This is a genomic window from Arachidicoccus ginsenosidivorans, from assembly GCF_007971385.1.
Lineage (GTDB): Bacteria > Bacteroidota > Bacteroidia > Chitinophagales > Chitinophagaceae > Arachidicoccus > Arachidicoccus ginsenosidivorans.
On record NZ_CP042434.1, the window covers coordinates 5,032,046 to 5,050,111 of the forward strand.

Annotated in this window: 11 protein-coding genes and 1 pseudogene; 7 read left to right on the plus strand and 5 right to left on the minus strand. The window is 40.3% G+C overall.

Annotation, left to right across the window (positions count from 1 at the left end):
• Positions 1-74: 74 nt before the first annotated feature.
• The 3 genes from FSB73_RS20200 to FSB73_RS20210 all read left to right on the plus strand — a co-directional run bounded on the left by FSB73_RS20200 (position 75) and on the right by FSB73_RS20210 (position 6,577).
• Entirely contained in the window at positions 75-1,301 is a 1,227-nt protein-coding gene (locus FSB73_RS20200) for an ROK family protein (RefSeq protein WP_146786433.1), read from the plus strand.
• Between the two features lie 175 nt (positions 1,302-1,476).
• Entirely contained in the window at positions 1,477-4,947 is a 3,471-nt protein-coding gene (locus FSB73_RS20205) for a SusC/RagA family TonB-linked outer membrane protein (RefSeq protein WP_146786436.1), read from the plus strand.
• Positions 4,948-4,975: 28 nt separating this feature from the next.
• A complete protein-coding gene (locus FSB73_RS20210; protein WP_146786439.1) occupies positions 4,976-6,577 on the plus strand; it encodes a SusD/RagB family nutrient-binding outer membrane lipoprotein in 1,602 nt (533 codons plus the stop codon).
• 194 nt (positions 6,578-6,771) lie between these two features.
• Here the strand turns inward: FSB73_RS20210 and FSB73_RS20215 are convergent, their stop codons facing one another.
• On the minus strand, positions 6,772-7,434 hold the full coding sequence (locus tag FSB73_RS20215) for a hypothetical protein (protein WP_146786442.1): 663 nt from the start codon (positions 7,432-7,434) through the stop codon (positions 6,772-6,774).
• A gap of 287 nt (positions 7,435-7,721) precedes the next feature.
• Between FSB73_RS20215 and FSB73_RS20220 the strand changes: the two genes are divergently transcribed.
• From FSB73_RS20220 to FSB73_RS20225, 3 genes and pseudogenes are all read left to right on the plus strand, one after another.
• Entirely contained in the window at positions 7,722-8,411 is a 690-nt protein-coding gene (locus tag FSB73_RS20220; protein ID WP_158639631.1) for a sigma-70 family RNA polymerase sigma factor, read from the plus strand.
• An 883-nt stretch (positions 8,412-9,294) separates the two neighbouring features.
• Positions 9,295-9,675 carry a hypothetical protein gene (locus FSB73_RS25720; RefSeq protein ID WP_225974211.1) on the plus strand — a complete coding sequence of 127 codons (381 nt, stop codon included), beginning with the start codon at positions 9,295-9,297 and terminating at the stop codon, positions 9,673-9,675.
• A gap of 133 nt (positions 9,676-9,808) precedes the next feature.
• Positions 9,809-11,328: pseudogene (locus FSB73_RS20225) on the plus strand (gamma-glutamyltransferase family protein).
• 205 nt (positions 11,329-11,533) lie between these two features.
• Here FSB73_RS20225 and FSB73_RS20230 read toward each other — a convergent pair.
• From FSB73_RS20230 to FSB73_RS20245, 4 genes are all read right to left on the minus strand, one after another.
• Positions 11,534-12,064 (minus strand): sulfatase/phosphatase domain-containing protein, encoded by a 531-nt coding sequence (locus tag FSB73_RS20230; RefSeq protein WP_146786447.1) that lies wholly within the window; start codon positions 12,062-12,064, stop codon positions 11,534-11,536.
• Positions 11,962-12,612, minus strand: coding sequence for a sulfatase-like hydrolase/transferase (locus FSB73_RS27035; RefSeq protein ID WP_146786449.1), 651 nt, complete (start codon positions 12,610-12,612; stop codon positions 11,962-11,964). Before FSB73_RS27035 ends, FSB73_RS20230 begins: the two co-directional genes overlap by 103 nt.
• The gene (locus FSB73_RS27040; RefSeq protein ID WP_146786452.1) at positions 12,591-13,289 is read right to left on the minus strand and encodes a sulfatase-like hydrolase/transferase; all 699 of its coding nucleotides are present in this window, start codon (positions 13,287-13,289) and stop codon (positions 12,591-12,593) included. The genes FSB73_RS27035 and FSB73_RS27040 overlap by 22 nt, the downstream gene beginning before the upstream one ends.
• Positions 13,290-13,638: 349 nt before the next feature.
• Complete coding sequence (locus tag FSB73_RS20245) at positions 13,639-14,235, minus strand: TetR family transcriptional regulator (protein WP_146786455.1); 597 nt, start codon at positions 14,233-14,235, stop codon at positions 13,639-13,641.
• A gap of 637 nt (positions 14,236-14,872) precedes the next feature.
• Here FSB73_RS20245 and FSB73_RS20250 point away from each other — a divergent pair.
• Complete coding sequence (locus FSB73_RS20250) at positions 14,873-18,055, plus strand: SusC/RagA family TonB-linked outer membrane protein (protein WP_146786458.1); 3,183 nt, start codon at positions 14,873-14,875, stop codon at positions 18,053-18,055.
• Positions 18,056-18,066 lie beyond the last annotated feature (11 nt).

An 18,066-nucleotide genomic window follows, 5' to 3' on the forward strand; every position in this document is an offset into this window, starting at 1 on the left:
ATTTTTTATAAAAAGAAACCATTAACTTTAACCTACCATTATTAATTAATTTGTTAACAATAAAGCCTGGTATTATGCAAAAATCGCATTTTTACAAGAGGGATATCCTACGGGCGCTTTTTATAAACGGGCCACAATCTGCAGCAGATTTAGTCATAAAAATCGGCAGAAGTTTTACGCTCGTTGTAAAAATGTTATCAGAGCTCACACAAGAAAATATCGTTGTAGAAAAAGGACTTGCACCTTCAAGTGGCGGACGACGACCTGTCTTATATGAGTTAAAAGCGGATACTTTTTATATCATGGCCATTGCCATGGATCAGTTTGTAACCAAAATTTCCTTACTGAATGCAGCTAATTCTCCAGTTTGTCCCACTATTTATTTTGAACTGAATTTAAATACTCATCCTGATCCACTACAATTTCTGACAGATAGAATTTTAGCAGTTATTGACAAAAAGTATATTCCTTCCAATCGGATTATTGGCATTGGTATCGGTATGCCTGGATTTATCAACCCTGCAAAGGGGATAAATTATACATTTCTTGGTGCCAACATTTGCGCTGTCATCCAAAAGGCGACCAATATTCCTGTATATATAGAAAACGACTCTTCAATTATTGCACTTGCAGAACAGACGATAGGTAAGGCAGCAAATGTAGGTAATGCCATGGTGGTCAATTTAAGTTGGGGTATTGGGCTAGGAATGATTATTCAGGGGCAATTATTCAGAGGCCAGAGTGGGTTTGCGGGTGAATTTAGTCATATTGCGCTTTTCGCAAATGGCAAACTATGCAGTTGCGGTAAAACTGGTTGTTTGGAAACTGAATCCTCGTTGACTTATATGATAGATCAGGCGGCCTCAAAAATGGCCGCGGGTCATGCCTGCTCTATTTCACGTAGTATCATAGAGTCAGAGGATCATCAGCTAAAAAGTCAGGCATTCCTAAAGGCAGCAGCCAAGGGTGACTCGCTGATTATGGAAATCATTTCTGAATCTGGTTATAATATAGGAAGAGGCATAGCCATCATCATTCATTTGCTTAATCCTGCCAAAATAATACTTAGTGGAAGGTGCGCAGAAATAGGGCAGCTTTGGCTTCCGCCTATTTGGCAGGCATTGAATACCTTTTGCATTCCTACTTTAATACAAAGTACAAAAATTGAAGTATCAGAAATGCATAAAGATGCTGGACTTTTCGGAGCAGCCATTCTGGTTATGGATCAAACATCCGCTGAGGAGCTAGCTCCTATTTTAAGCCAAGGTCTGCCGTCTTTCAAACATAACAAACCAAAATAAAATTTATTTTTTTAATTGAAGAGCATATTATCAGAAAAACGCCATCCAGGGCGTGCCCAATAAAAAAATCAAATCTCAATAATAATACATTCATTTAACCACAATTACAACCCAATTTCCTAGCATCACTTCATTGAATTTCAATTTCTATTTATTTACCAAAAAAAATCTGTCCATGAAAAAAAATAACACAAGGAGCAGGTGCCTCGCCAGCAGAATTATGCTGTTACTGCTGTTGATGTCCTTTGCCTGGCAAGGGGCTATTGCACAAAATCAGACAATTCACGGTGTGATCCAATCAGATCAAGGGAGTCCTGTTACGAATGCGACCATCAAAGTTAAAGGTAGTAGTCATTACGCAATCTCCAAAGATGATGGTCGTTTCGAGATTCAGGCCGCCATCGGTGATTCACTTATGATTACCCATATTGGATTAATACCTTTAACGATAGCCGTCACTTCATCCACATTACAGGTAATGATGCAAAGCAGTGCTGATGCTTCAGCAGGAACTGACGTCATAGTAACGGCACTCGGGATTAAAAGAGAAGCCAAATCCATTGGCTACTCCGTTCAAAAAGTTACTGGCGATGATATAACTAAAGCAAGCGCACCTGATCTTGCCAGTGGCCTAATGGGGAAATCGGCGGGTTTGAATATCACGCAATCTAATGGCGTACAGGGAAACTCGTCCAGAATTGTTATTAGAGGAAATAATAGCATATTGGGAAGCAATCAGCCTTTAATTGTCGTAGATGGCATCCAGGTGCAAAATAATCCTATTGGCGGACAATCAGCTACGACCAATAGCACCGATCTGGTTAGCCCTAAGGACTGGGGGTCATTTCTTAACTCTTTGAATAGTGACGATATTGAAGACATTACAGTACTTAAAGGCGCTTCTGCCGCCGCCCTTTATGGCGCCAGAGGCTCCAATGGCGTCATTCTGATTACGACTAAAAAAGGGAAAACGAGACCCGGACTTGGACTGGATTATAATTTCTCCACTTATGCGACAGATCCTTATCAGTATCAGGATGTACAAAACAAATACGGATATGGAGGTGCTAATGCGATGTGGTCAGCCAATCTGGATTTTCCCAAAACAGCTGATGGTCAATTACGTTATCCTGGTAATTATCCCTGGGACGGCACCCCTGCTGGCGATGCCTATGAAATAGGCGGCCCTATTCCTGGAGGTTATTCTTCCTGGGATGTTTTTAGCTGGTACGGTCCTGCAGCTTCCTGGGGACATAAATTAGATGGAACTGAAATTATTTGGTGGGATGGCGTAAAACGCAAATGGGATCCTCAGCCGGACAATAGGAGTGCTTTTTACAGAACCGGGCATACCACTTCACATAATGTGTCCTTCAGTAATGCTGGCGATTGGGGCAGTTTTAGGGTGGCTTACACAAGACAAGACAATTCGGCTATAATACAAAATAGTGATTATAATCAGAATACATTCAACTTTGGTGGTAATTTCAAGATCTCCAATAAATTAACTGCTGAGGTGACTGGTACATATACCAACTATCACCGATTGAACGTACCTGATATTGCTAATGACAATGGCTGGAGTCAATTTACAATTTACAATATGTCCAGAGACTATAAACCTTTGGAATTTGATAGTTATAAAAATCCAGACGGCAGCAAAAATATTTTCACCAGTAGTTCTGCCTTTGGTTTTTATCCCTATAATAATAACTGGGCACAGGATCTTTTCTGGCATGTCTTTGAGCAAAATCAAAGTCTGAGTCGCAATCAGTTACTTGGCTCTCTTAAATTGTCAGCCGATTTGCTACCTTGGCTAAACATCACCGGACGCAGTTCTATTAATTATGCGACCACGGATATTGAGAGTAAATACACGCCCATCGATGCAGCAGGTGTGGAAGGCCAGTATGGCATGGAAAGTATTCAAAACAAGGATGTCAATCTGGAATTATTTACCACAATACATAAGGATAACTTTCTAACCAGTGGCCTGAATGCCAGCTTGATGGTTGGGAATAGTGCCTTGAAAAGTCGCAGCTATGACAACAGTGCATGGAACAGCGGGGAACCTGGGGCGACATATGGTCAAGCAAGTACCAATCCCTGGTCTGTCCCTTATAAGTATTTTCTTTCTAATACAACCGCAGCAGGCCTAAGTGCACCTACGGAAGTCTGGAATGATTATAATATCAATTCCTTATTTGGAATATTGAATTTATCTTATAACGACTATCTATTCTTACAGGTTAGTGGACGTAATGACTGGTCCTCTACCCTGCCTGTTGAAACTTCTTCTTATTTCTTCCCTTCAGCTAGTTTGAGCTGGGTGTTTACGCAATCTATCAAATCCATGAAAAACCTTTCATGGCTGGATTATGGCAAACTTCGCGTATCCGCATCCGGATCTGCTAATGGAACCGATCCGTACCTATCAACTTATACGTATAGTTCCAATGTGATCTCTAATTATTTGAATGGGACAGCACCCACAGCTTTTGGCGGTGTTCCTGTTCGTGGTTATCAAAGTGTTCTGCCACCAGCAGGGTTTTTAGTGCCTCAACGCAACTCTTCATATGAAGTTGGTTTGGAAGCCTCCATTTTAAAAAACAGACTTAATTTTGATTTTACCTATTATAAAACCAAGGCGACAAGTCAGATATTACAAGGTAATCTAGCCTGGTCATCGGGTGCTCAAAAAGTCACTTTTAATACCGGGGAATTGTCCAACCAGGGCTTTGAATTTATTGTTCGGGCTAGTGCCATTCGTTCTAAAAACTTTGGATGGGATCTGGTACTTAATGGAGCTCATAACCAAAATAAGGTGATTTCGCTGGCAGAAGGTATTGACAAATACCCGATTCAGGACCTGTGGGGCGTAAGTGGCGTTGAAATGTATGTAAAAGAGGGAGAAAATTACGGTACCATCTATGGATATGATTATACTTATTTAGATGGCAAAAAGGTAGTCAAGCCTGTTTATGATAAATCAGATCCAACAAAAGTTGTGGGTACGCAATATGTAACCACCCAGGATTTAGTACCAATTGGTAATGCCACTCCTAAATTAACTGGTGGGTTGAGCAATACCTTTCGCTATAAAAACTTTAGCCTCTATTTTCTGACTGATTTTAAACTAGGTGGTCAAATCTGGTCTGGCGATTATTCTGCGGCAATGGGCACTGGTTTATCCCCCGAAACGCTAAAAGAAAGAGATGGCGGCGGATTACCCTATACTTTTCCTGATGGCACAACAGCTAACAGCGGTGTGATTTTGGATGGTGTATTTGCCGATGGTACACCCAATACTGATGTTGTTAATTATTTATGGAAGTACGCAGGTCAATATGAAGCGTGGTCTAATATACCTATGCCTAGAAGCAATGCGATTTTTACCAACACCTGGATTAAACTCCGTGAAGTAACTTTAAGTTATCATGTGCCACAAAAATGGATACAACGTACAAAAGTCATCCAGGGTTTGGACATTTCTCTAGTTGGAAGAAACCTTTTCTACCTTTATACCTCACTGCCAGATCATCTGAATCCAGAGGCAATCAATGGCATCGGAAATGGACAAGGCGTTCAATGGGCTGAATATCCCTGGACCAGGGATTATGGTTTCTCCATAAAGGTTCAGTTTTAATTTAAATCACCCGTTCAAATTTACTATTATGAATAACATATTAAAATATAGCAAAAGTTGCCTGGTGGTGATCCTGGGATTGCTCTTTGTTACAGCTTGTACAAAGAATTTTGAAAAGATCAACACACCACACAAGGATGCCACAAACGCAACTACACCTGAATTATATAATCTGGTGGTCAGTTCTCTGCCGCTGACCGGAGGAGAGCAATCCGTTTTTAATTCCTGGATCTATCCAATTACTCAACAGGCCATTGTTACTTCAGGTGCCTATCCTTATGACAATGCAAAAAGTGCTGTATGGTCCAATTATTACCAGACGTTGGCCAATTACCGACTATTGGAGCAAAGAATTGCCGATTCAGCCAGCGATCGCTTTGATAACTTGTATGCTATGTTAAAAACGATCATGGCTTACAAGACCTACAAGACGAGTAATTATTATGGAGATATGCCCCTAGAAGGTGCTGGATATGCTCCTTTAAAGGGCGCTTCCAGCTATAAAGTACCTTATGAATCACAAAAGGATATTTATACTTCTATCCTTACGGATCTGGATTGGGCAATCGCTCATTTTACGACTTCTGGCAATCAATATTCAGTGGGCGCTTACGAGACCTTTTTGGATGGCGATATTGCCACTTGGATAAAATTTGCCAATAGTCTGCGGCTGGAAGTGGCCGTCACCATGTATGATAAAGATGCCACTACCGCTGGTCCCGAAATAAAGGCTGCTTTGGACAAACCCTTATTGTCAGATGGGGAAGATATTGGGCTATGGCCCCAAAAGATAAATGGCTTAAAGTTTGATTGGCGTCAATGGTCTTTTTCTGCTAACTGTTACTTACGTATGGGCAGTACGATGTGGAATCTCATGTCTGACGGCAATGCGACCGATGGCTCAGATATATTTGATCCCAGATGTAAAATCTTCTATGAGCCTAACAATGCAGGCAAATGGGCCGCTTACCCCCAGAATCCTCCAACAGGAACACCCGCTGAAGGTGGTGCGCCGTATGATACTAAAAGATTTACTGATTGGGATAACAAAGGAGCCGGCTGTATCTATTCCCCAGTCAATCTTTATTTTGAACAGGATATAGAAAATGTACCTGAGCTTATGCTTACTGCAGCACAGGTACATTTGTTAAAGGCAGAGGTGTTTAATCGTGGATTAGGTGTCACCGCCAATCAAAGTACAGCGAAAGCTGAATATGAGGCCGGTATTAAAGCCTCGGTAAATATGTGGACATCCATTGCCTATAATTCTCCCATTTGGGAGGAAGGCAAACCAGGTGCAGCAACAGTATCTGGAACAGTATTGTCTGCATTGCTCGCCAATGCTAAGGTCAAATATGACCCCAGCGATGTATCCGGTTCTCTGAAAAAGATATACGCACAGCTTTGGATCGACCAATACAGACAACCATGGGACGCCTGGACCTTACAGCGCAGGACGGGCAACAAAACACCTATGTCCTCTTCAAATACAAATTATTATAATACGAATTTTGCTGGAAAGGTTCGTTTTGTTTATCCTGATGATGAGCAAAGCTATAATACCCAAAACTGGAGGGCCGCAACCAATGGCAGTGATCTGAATACAAATAAAATATGGATCATGCCATAACGATGTAATTAACATCCTTAAAACAACTGTCAACTATCCCGCTGTCTTGTGGCTGATCAGCCAATCAAGATAGCGGGATTTTTTATTGCGCTCTAATTTTCCTATTGAAACACCTTGGATGAATTTTATAATAAACCCGATGGATATCTAAACTGTGACACCATACACGATTGCTCTTTAAATAGAAAAATTGATTATTTATTTTGGAGACCTTCAGTCATTTCGTCTGCCATCTCCATCATGTGATCATAGGCCTGTTGATATTGCACGATAGCGTCGTCCAAATTATTTTGCAATAAGGCAACACTGTAGCCTACTGTTTGGGTAATATGTGTTTTCCATATATCTCTAAGTGCTTCCTGATCCCAGGCTTTTGGATTAAGATTCGCATAATCATCACCGATTTCTTGAGCGTTTGCATACCAGTTATCAAGCGCTTCCTCTAAGGCTGCATTATCTGCATTTTGCGCTGCTGATAATACAGGAACCGCCAGCTGTATGTGGTCTGTTAATAATTTGGCTAATTTCTCCCCTGCCGCATCTCCAAAATAAGGTTTTATTGAATTACCGATATCTTGTTGATTTTGTAACAGTCGATTTAATTTAGGGCCTAATCCAGCCTGATCATGAAAAAACGCATCTACAGTCGCATACGTCCATTCCATATGTTCAGCCCATAACTGCCGCATCTCCACTCTAAGCTCTTGGCTGTTGGCAGCAGCATCCTTATCAGCCACATCCTTGCTACAACCCTGAACAGAAAAGCAGGCAACTAGAGCCAAACCAATGGCTATAACGCCCATTTTAAACTTTGTAGCCACATTCAAAGTTGAATTTACATTTTTATACATTTTCATTACATAAGGGTTTAATTGATAAAAAGATTATTTGTAATACTACGTTGGATGCAGAATTCAACATTTGGTTACAAAAATTGAAGTTTTATTTTATTGGCGACCGCTTTGGACAGTAGTAAGGTTAAAATATGCCGCATCCTGTATATAAAAATATGCATCCTTGTAAGACGATCAGCTGCGGAAATAATAAGATGGTCAGTTCTAAATTGAATAAAATCAATTATTATTGTAACTCTACTTCTGTTTTGTACTCTAATCAATATAAGCATAACTATAAGGATTACTCAATGGGCAATAATGATATTATTGAAAGGAGGCACATCTCCGACCAGGACGTTATAAAACGAATTTTAAATGGTGAAAAGGATTATTATGAAATACTCATGAGAAGATGCAACCAATTGTTGTATCGAGTTATCAGAAGCTATATAAAAGAGGATGAAACAATTAAAGATATTATGCAAGATGTTTATATATTGGCATATTTGAAATTAAGGGAATTTAAGGGAACTTCTGCATTTTCGACATGGTTGGTGAGAATCGGAATTAATGAGTCTTTAATGTATCTCAGGAGAGCAAAAAAATCGGTGACGGCCTTCATAATAGATGAATATGAACAAACGCTAAATTTTCCAGAAAGGATGCACCCTGAATTAAAAATGATCCAGCTTGAGTCTAAAACCAAAATACAACATGCAATTGACACGTTACCTGAAAAATTGCGCTTGGTTTTTATCTTGATTGAAGTTGAGCGGTTAACTGCCGCATGTGTTTCTGAAATTCTTGGTTTAAGTAAAACCAATATAAAGGTTCGATTGCATCGAGCTAAGACTTTACTTCGAGAAATGTTGTCAGATATTTCTGATCTTGAAAGTCTATTTGATTACGGGGCTGAACATTGTGATGACTTAGTGGTAAAGGTAATAAGAGCCATTATAGAAATGGATTGTTATCCTTTAATATTAAATAAAAATTAATTTGAGCATTATGTGGTTAAATATTTTTAATATGAGTCGGTTATTTAGCGTTTGTTTGCTGCTTTGTATGCTTTTCAGTAATTGCGCAAATAATGACAATGATAAAATCGGGCAATGAAAGGCAAAAAGCACCATCACGCTATGAATATGACTAACACGAATTATAGGCCAGTATTGAACCCCGATTTGCCGATATTTAAACCCAGTAAACGTAGTTACATAAATTATCTTAAAATAAATGACGTTGAGGATATTTATTTGCGGTATTATACGAATATTGAAAATAGGCGAAATTTGCATGATTTTTATAAAAACAGGCTGGAATTGTGTGGCTGGACCATTAATGAAGCGAATAGTTCTGGGCAAAAAATAGTTTTTAAAAACAGAAGCGGCATGCCACCCTGAGAATTTTTGAAATGAAGCAGGGCGATAGTCTAGTCTTGTCGTTTAGCATTAATTTATTACGTCCGATTTCTGACAAAACAGCTTCGAGTTTGAGGTTGATGAATCAAAATTATGATAGTTCTGCCGCTGGCCGTCGTAACGACGCAATAGGTTGTACCTTGTAAAGTGGGTTATATTTAGTTATTTGAAGACTATTATGTTGTATGTTGCAGTTAAAAGTGATCGTCTCGAATTTTGTAATAAAATTATTGCCCTTAGTTAAATTTCTGGAAATCAAAGATTGCTTCTTACCTGACTTTAAATGAAGGCAATTGAATGTACCTTATACGCGTTTTTTGCGTATACATAATTGCTGACGACCTCCGCAATTCTATGCGAAAGTTATTCCGGTATTTACAATTGCAACCAATAATAATTGTAACTTTATAGGATAATAAGGCTATTCAAATTATCCCACACGAAATATCACCATTTTATTATGAAGCAAAAAATTACTGGCAATAATTCTGATCTTTTGCTCAAGTGCAGATGTGCTAAATACCCATTTGGCAGGTCAATACTACTATTGAACAGTTGGGCATTCTTTTTCACAAATGTCTTGATGTTATTTGCACTTGGAGCAGGCGCACAAAGGCCTGTTCATTTTAGAACGGAGAAACCTGGTCTATATGGCAAACACTGGATGGCCATTACGGGAAAGCCATTATCAGCAGAGGCTGGCGCCATTATTTTCGGCCAGGGCGGGAATGCGGTGGACGCAGCCTGTGCTATGCTTGCAGCCGGCTGTACGATGTGGGATGTACTGAGCTGGGGCGGGGAAACTCAGGCACTTATCTATAATCCTCATACAAAAAAGTAATTGCTATTAATGCCATGGGTGTTGCGCCTACGGGGGCGACACCAGCTTTCTTTAAAAGCAAAGGCTATAATTTCCCCCTGAATACGGCCCCTTAGCTGCCGTGACACCTGGAACGCCGGGCGGTTTATGTTACATGCTAGCTAAATACGGCACTTTCAGCCTAAAGCAGGTTTTGGCGCCCGCCATGGAAATGGCCGCTGGTTATGCGATGGACGCTGAGACTTCCCGCAGTATAGAACGCAACAAAAAACGCCTCAAAACCTGGCCCTATAGCAAGGCGGTGTTTATAACACATCCTGGACAAAAAAGAGAAGGACCAGCCCCTGGTGAGATTTTTGTTCAAAAAGACCTGCTGGCTACCTTAAAAAAGATGGTGGAGGCTGAAACCAAGGCGCTCGCAGCGGGTAAATCAAGAGAGGCAGCCATTATGGCTGCCTATGACCGGTTTTACAAGGGTGATATTGCCAAAGAATTTGTGCGTGGTGCGCAGCAGCAAGGCGGGCTGATTACGATGGAGGATCTGGCGAACTGGAAACCGGTAGAGGAAGAACCGCTGCATACGAACTATAAAGGCATCGATGTGTATAAACTTCAACCCTGGTCTCAAGGGCCTTCTTTATTGGAATGCCTTAATATTTTAGAAAATTTCGACCTTAAAGGCATGGGATATAACTCAGTCCAATATATTCATACGATATATCAAGCCATGAACCTTGCATTTGCAGACAGGGACTTCTACTATGGGGATCCTAGGTTCCAGCCAAGTGTACCCATCAAAGGGCTGCTCAGTAAGGCCTATGCAAAGACCCAGGCTGCGAGAATTAACCCAAATTATAACGATGCGCACGCTGGCCCGGGAGATCCCTACCCTTTTCAAAACGAGAAAAATCCATTCCTAGAATTATTGAAGAGAAGAAAACGGACATTTGACAGTTCTTCTAATCAGTTAAAAGGTCCAGACGGTTTTGTGCCGGCACATGATGCCATTTCCTATAGTCATCAAAAAAGAGCCTCTATAGATGATAGCCTGTACATGGACAGGCTCTGGCGAGGAACCACGAGTATTGAGGCGGCGGACAAGGAAGGGTGGGTCGTTTCTGTCACGCCCAGCGGAGGTTGGATACCAGGCGTAATTGCCGGGCATACTGGTGTGGGTATGAGCCAGCGAATGCAAAGTTTTGTACTGGATAGCCTAATCGATCCTTTCAATGTAGTTGCACCAGGCAAACGCCCAAGAGTGACGCTTACGCCCACAATGGCCTTGAAAACAACCGGCCTTATCTTTCTTTCGCTGTGCAGGGCGGAGACACACAGGAACAAAATCAGCTACAGTTTTTTCTAAATATGGTAACGTTCGGCATGAGCGTGCAGGAGGCAACAGAAGCGCCCAATATTAATAGCAATCAACTGTGGTTATCGCTTGGAGGCACGCAGCTTACTGACCGTAAACCCAGGACTGGCCATATTCTCTTAGATAAATCCACTCCAGTAACGGATATAGAAGCCTTAAAAAAAATGGGTTATACCCCTTCATTAGGTACGCGTACCAGTGGTCCGCTCAATGCAATATTTATTGATAATGAACATGGAAGTCTTTGGGAGGAAGTAGTAATAACGGAGAGGATTATGGTATTGGCTGGTAGCGCCAATTGATTTTTTCAAATTACATTTGTTTATAATAATAAAGATCCTGTCTATTAATGGTTTACTCAAAATTGGCTGTGAATAGCCCAAATTTTGAGTTGGATAGAAGCCTAAGTTAATATTATAATTTTATTTAAGTTATTTATGGACTTATACTAAATTTTAATAATAATGGTTTGCTTTTGGGTTGCCCTACAGTTAACGCAAGGCGATATCAAACTGCGGAGTGATCGACTGCGTGATATTGAAAGCCTGTATTGAAGCTATACTTCGGGTAATTCGGACTGGCGATCATAGATGTCTTTTGCACCTGCAATCGGCCATTTTGCACCCAAATTTCACCTCTTTCTTTCATTTCCTCAGCAAGGGCACTATATAACGCCTTATATACTTGTTGAATTTGGGAGCTGCCAATCAAATTATGGAGTTCATGGGGATCTTTTTGCAAATCAAACAATTGTTGCTGTCCAGTCAGTGTAAAGAAAATAAGTTTATAGCGTTTATCTCTGATGGCTATCCAGGCATTGTCCGGTTCATAACACTTACTGTGTTCCAGACAGAGCGTCTTGCGCCAACCAGTCTCCCCTCTTAAAATTTTGAGAACGCTTTCTCCATCTACCTTACTTGGCAATTGTAACCCTGCTACATCCGCCAGTGTGGGAAGTATATCCCGAAGTTCCACCAATTCTTCTCTTTGTTGGCCACGCGGAAACGTAAAATTACCTGCTTTAGTAGGCCACCGCATAATGAGTGGAATCTTGGCAGAGGGTCATAAGGGCGGCATTTGCGATACATATGTTGATCACCTAGCATTTCCCCATGATCAGAGAAGAACAAAATAAAGGTGTTTTCATATTGACCAGATGCTTTAAGTGCTTTTATGACTCTTCCCAGCTGTTCATCCATAAAAGAGATTGAACCAGCATAGGCTGCCCTTGAAGACTTAATTTCTGCCTCTGGAAATATCGCACTGGAGGCTTCAGGTGTCTTGTCCATGGTAGACTCTTTGCCTTTATATTTATCTTTGGCCCATTCGCCTACTTCGGGCTGCGGCAGATCCATCTGGGTGTAATAGTCCATCCAACGTTTAGGAGGATCATAAGGTGGATGGGGCCGTTGGAAAGATAATTTCAAAAACCAAGGGCTATCCATATGGTTATTTTGGATAAAGTCAATGGCTCTGTCCGCTGTCCAATGAGTGGCATGTAACTTATCTGCAAAAGGAAATGGACGCCCCCCGCGTGCATCATTATAGCTCAGACCCGTAGCATTTATATCTTTACCAGGCGCCATCTTATTAAACCACGCCTCATAATCACAGATAAACCCGTTGGGATTTTTGTGTACCAGCCTTCTTCCAGATTAATCGTTTTATAGCCTTGCGTATTTCTAGGAGGTCCAAAATGGTTTTTTCCTGTGACAATTGTATCATAGCAGTTTTGCGAGAAAAACTGCGGCAATGTCAGCTTATAATACTGGGCAATATTATCCATGTATCCCAGCATACCATGATGCCAGGGGGTGAGCCCAGTCAGTAGACTGGTTCTGGCAGGTGTGCAGGATGGTAGTGCACAATAAAAATTATAAAATAAGGCACCTTCTTTGGCTAGTGCATCAATATTAGGTGTTTGTAACCAGCTGGCACCAGTACAACCTAGAAAATCTCCTCTATGTTGATCATCCATGATCATCAGAATATTCAGGTTTTCTGTGCCAAGGCCAGGCTTTCTGAAAGATGCTGTAACTGGATTGTCATCCCAATCAGTTTTAAAATTACCTAATTTACTGGCAGCTAAGGGAAAAAGGGCGAGACTACCCATCTTCTTGAAGGCTTCTTTACGGGAAATCTTGTGCGCTTGTACTTGTCTTGTTTCGTTTTCTAACTTTGTATCTATTTGGTTATCCAAATCCAAATGTGAATCCTTTGCCTCCAACTTTTCAACTTCAATATTACGCTCCTTATTGCCCATTCTATTCGTTTTAGATTTAAGTTTTACTTCAAATGTGGTTCACTGGCTGAATTTTTAGCCTGACTGATCAATATAATAATCGTACACATTATAAATATCTGCATTATTTTTTGTACCCGAACGATCGTTCTTGAAATTTAATTGATAAATAATCTGCAGCCATTATTCTATCGAAATAAAATCTTTTATTGCAAAAATCAAAAAAACTTTATAAATATTATATTTAATAAAATATACCTGTAACTAATTATTAATGAAACTACTCTAATTTTGACTAATCAATTAATGATAAGCATTGTAAGCTTATTATTAAATATCCTAATTCACTCATTAAGGACAGAACGGATCCTTATTTAATATTCAAAAGTTTAATTGCCTGCTCCTTGTAAATCTTAAGATGTCTTTTGTATTCCTTTTTATCACTGATCAGACTTAAATAATAATAAGCGCCATCTACCAATACAAATATTAAATCTGCAGTAGTGGCCGGATCCGCCACATTAATTTCTTTATTAGCTTTACAGTTAGCGATTAAAATCTCCAGTTGTTCACGAAGTGCATTTAAGACATTTCTGTATTTTTCCTGGATTACTCGGTCTCTAAAAGTCAATGAATAACAACTGTAGGAAACGCTGTCATCAAAAAGCGCGTTCCATTTGTGGGAAAACAAGCGTTCAATTACCTGGGTCAATACTTGTATAGAACTTAATTTTTGCTTGCCCTTAATTTCAAAAATCAGCAAGTATTTGTCCAGAATATATTCTACCAAGCCATAGATTAAAGCTTCTTTGGTTTTAAAATAGTGCATAATCAGGCTAGGCTGCATATCAATTTCCTGCGCCGTTTTTGCAATAGAAGCATTTTCCAGCCCTTCTTTTTTTGCCAATTCATAAAAGGCAATAATAATTTCTTTCTGACGTGGTTCCTTAAGACTTTTTCTTCCCATTTGAAAATTTTAGATGAATCAACTGAATGAGCGAACAAATTACAACTTTAAAATTTATTTAATGTGTGAATATAAAGTTAATGTAATGAAAAATCTTTTTTTAACATCTCAATCCTTTTACTTTTATTGAACGTTCAATCAATAAATAAAACCATTTAACGATTTGATCATACGATATTGGTGTGGATAATGTGGATTTATCGCAATTTTGATTTGTTTTTATCGCATAGCACAGTAGAAACGTAGGGTGCTATATAGTCAGTGATAATTTGAACGACCAAGTGAACTTAAGTGGAGGGTGAGGTAATAGAAATAAGTAGGGCTAACAGCCGGGAAGCAAAATATTTTCTAGGCAACACAAACAATAAAAATATTACAGATATCCTTATGACGCAACTTATTACCCTTAAATTGACACATCCCGTCAACAATACGATTAATTATATCGGCTTGTTTTGGTTTCAACTTAGTTACGATACATAATATTATTCACTTCACACCATGATTCTCAACCCAAGAAACAGGATGCTAGAGCCGGGGTGGTAATTTGCCAAATTCTGACTAGGACTATGAAAATCAACCAGATAAACCCTCAAATTAAAAATCCAATTAATTGATCCCACAAATTAAATGCAAAATGCGAAAACTTATTGTAATCGTCGTTATGGTTTTGTTTTGCTGTATGGTTACAGCCACTAGTATCCATGCACAAACCATTAAAATTCAAGGTACGCTCCGTTCTGCTACCGATAGTAGTGTTTTACAAGGGGCTTCCGTCGTCATTAAAGGAAAAACAGGTGGTTCCATCACCAATACTACTGGCGGTTACGTCATTTATGCACCACCAGATGCCACGTTAGTGTTTTCTTATATTGGTTTTATCTCAAAGGAAGTTATTGTTCGAGATCAGAAAAAAATAGATGTATTGTTGCAACCCGCTGCTGAAAATCAATTAGGAGATGTGGCTGTCACTACAGCGCTTGGCATCAAAAAAGAACAAAAAGCATTGGGCTATTCAGTACAACAAGTTAATGGCGCCACACTTGAAAAAGTCAAGTCTTCTACTGCTGTTGGAGCGCTTGTTGGAAAAGTAGCTGGCCTTAATATTAAAAACACCACCGATCTTTTTCGCAATCCCGGCATATCCCTTAGAGGAGAATCACCGCTGATTGTCATTGATGGCATTCCAGACCCCAATGCGGATCCCTATAAAATCAATGCCGATGATATTGAAAACATAACTGTTTTGAAGGGAACTGCCGCTGGTGCCCTGTATGGCGCCATTGGCATCCACGGGGCAATTTTATACACTACAAAGAAAGGTGCCCGTGGCCAGCTCAGTGTTACATTAAATTCTTCCACCATGTTTCAGGCTGGTTATACCAGAATCCCCAAGGTACAGCACACTTATGGTGGTGGTGACCAGGGAAAATATGCCTATATTGATGGCAGCGGTGGAGGGCTGGAAGGCGGCGGCTGGATCTGGGGGCCTAAGCTAGATCAAAAGGATGCTAATACGGAAAGTGGCTTTGTGGAACTTCCTCAATATAATAGTCCTTATGACCCAGACAAGACCTATAGTGTAACCTATGCGGATGGTTCAACTTATAGTGGGCATTATAAACCGCTACCATGGGTTTCCAGAGGTAGTGATAATATTAAAAACTTTTTCCAGCCTGGTATCTTATCCACCAATAGCATAGCCGCTTCCGTGGGCAGTGACAAAGGCTCCTTTAGGGTCTCTGCGGCCCATACTTATCAAAAAGGGCTGGTGCCTAACACATCAGTCAACAATTCTACTTTTTCCATTGGCGGTAACTATGCGCTGACCGCTAAACTCAATCTGGATGCTAAATTGACCTATAACAGAGAGTATTCTGATAATTATCCCACCACTGGATACAGCCCGCAAAACATTCTGTATAATCTCATCCTATGGATTGGTCCAGATGTAGATATTCGGGATTTAAGAAATTACTGGGCTAAGGACCAGGAAGGGATCCAGCAAAGAAATTACAACTTATCCTGGTACAATAATCCCTATTTCCAGGCTTATGAATACCTAAATGGATATGTAAAGGACAATACTTTTGGCCAGGCGACAATGACCTATCAATTCAATAAGGATTTCTCCTTGGTCTTCAGAAATGGGTTTAATGCCTATGCAGAGAATACCACCACCAAAGTACCCAAGAGCTATATTGGCTATGGTGATAAATCCCTGGGCAACTATTCAGATGCGAAAACCAACTATTTTGACATTACCTCAGATCTGATACTGACTTATAAGCACACCTTTAGTGATCAGTTGAATATCAATCTGAGCGCTGGAGCTTCCAATGCATACCGCAACAGTAAATATCTCTATGGAGCAACTGATGGCCTTACCGTTCCAGAGCTATATACGCTAAGCAACTCCATTAATCCCGTAAGTGCCTCCAGTTCACTTGAAGAAAGAAGGACAGCCAGCCTCTATGGAACTGCTGATATTGAAGCACTTAAGTTTCTTTATTTTTCCTTTACAGGTAGAAGAGATCAGACCTCTACTTTGCCGGTTGAAAACAACGCCTACTTCTACCCTTCTGCTGGCTTGTCAGCCGTTTTGTCCGATGCATTAAAGTTACCTAAAATTATCTCTTTTTTAAAGCTACGGGCTTCCTGGGCAAAGGTGAATACAGGTATCATAAATAGCAGCGATCCATATTCTCATATTCTGACCTATGAAAATGGGAGTAAATGGAATAGCGTCCCTAGTCTTTATTGGCCCACCTCCGTGATCAATCCAATCCTTATTCCACAAACAACCAAGTCAGGCGAATATGGCCTGACCCTGGGCCTGTTGGATAACCGTATTAATATAGACGCCACCTACTTTAGAAATGTCAATTCCAATAACTATGTTCAGGTACCACAGAGCCAAGCCAGTGGCTATACCAGCGTCCTTCAAAATGCGGATATTTACCTTAAAAAAGGCTGGGAGTTTGTCCTTAGTGGCATACCCGTAAAAACAGCTGATTTTAAATGGGAGACGACACTGAATTTCAGCAATAACCATGAGTGGCTTAAAAAGGCTACACTATCTGGTAATGGTTATATCGGCACCTATTTAAAAGAAGGGGGCCGAACCGATCAAATTATTACGGGAGATTATCTGACGCCGGATGGGCAGGCCATTTATGGTAGCGATGGTTATCCTGCCAGTACCAGCGGTACACTGGATGCGGGAATTTATGGATATAAATTAGGCTATGCAGATCCAGATTGGATCTATGGATTTCAGAATAATTTTACCTACCACAATTTTCAACTCAGTTTCTCCCTGGATGGACGCCTGGGGGGGCTGATTTACTCCTCTACTAACCAGAAAATGTGGTGGGGCGGTACAGCTCTTGGAACTGTAACTAAGTACCGTGACGACGCCATTGAGGGCAAGAATACGTATGTCGGACCAGGCGTCGTGATTACAGAAGGCAGTGTTACTTATGACGATCACGGAAATATATTAAAAGATACGCGTACATATGCGCCCAATACAACCCCAGTCAACTATATCAGTTTTATGCAATCCACTTCGGGTGGGATGTCTAATAATTATTTTTATTACAGTGGAACTTATCTGAAACTCAGGGAAGTATCCCTGACCTATACTTTCCCTGAAAAATGGATCAAAGGGATCTGCAAACAAGCATCCGTCTCCCTTATTGGTAATAATCTCTTTTTGCTGTCTAAAATCCCGAATGTGGATCCAGATGCGGAATCAGATAATCTACAAAGCCCATCCATTCGATCTATGGGCGTGAATCTCAATATCAAATTCTAATTCTAATTCCA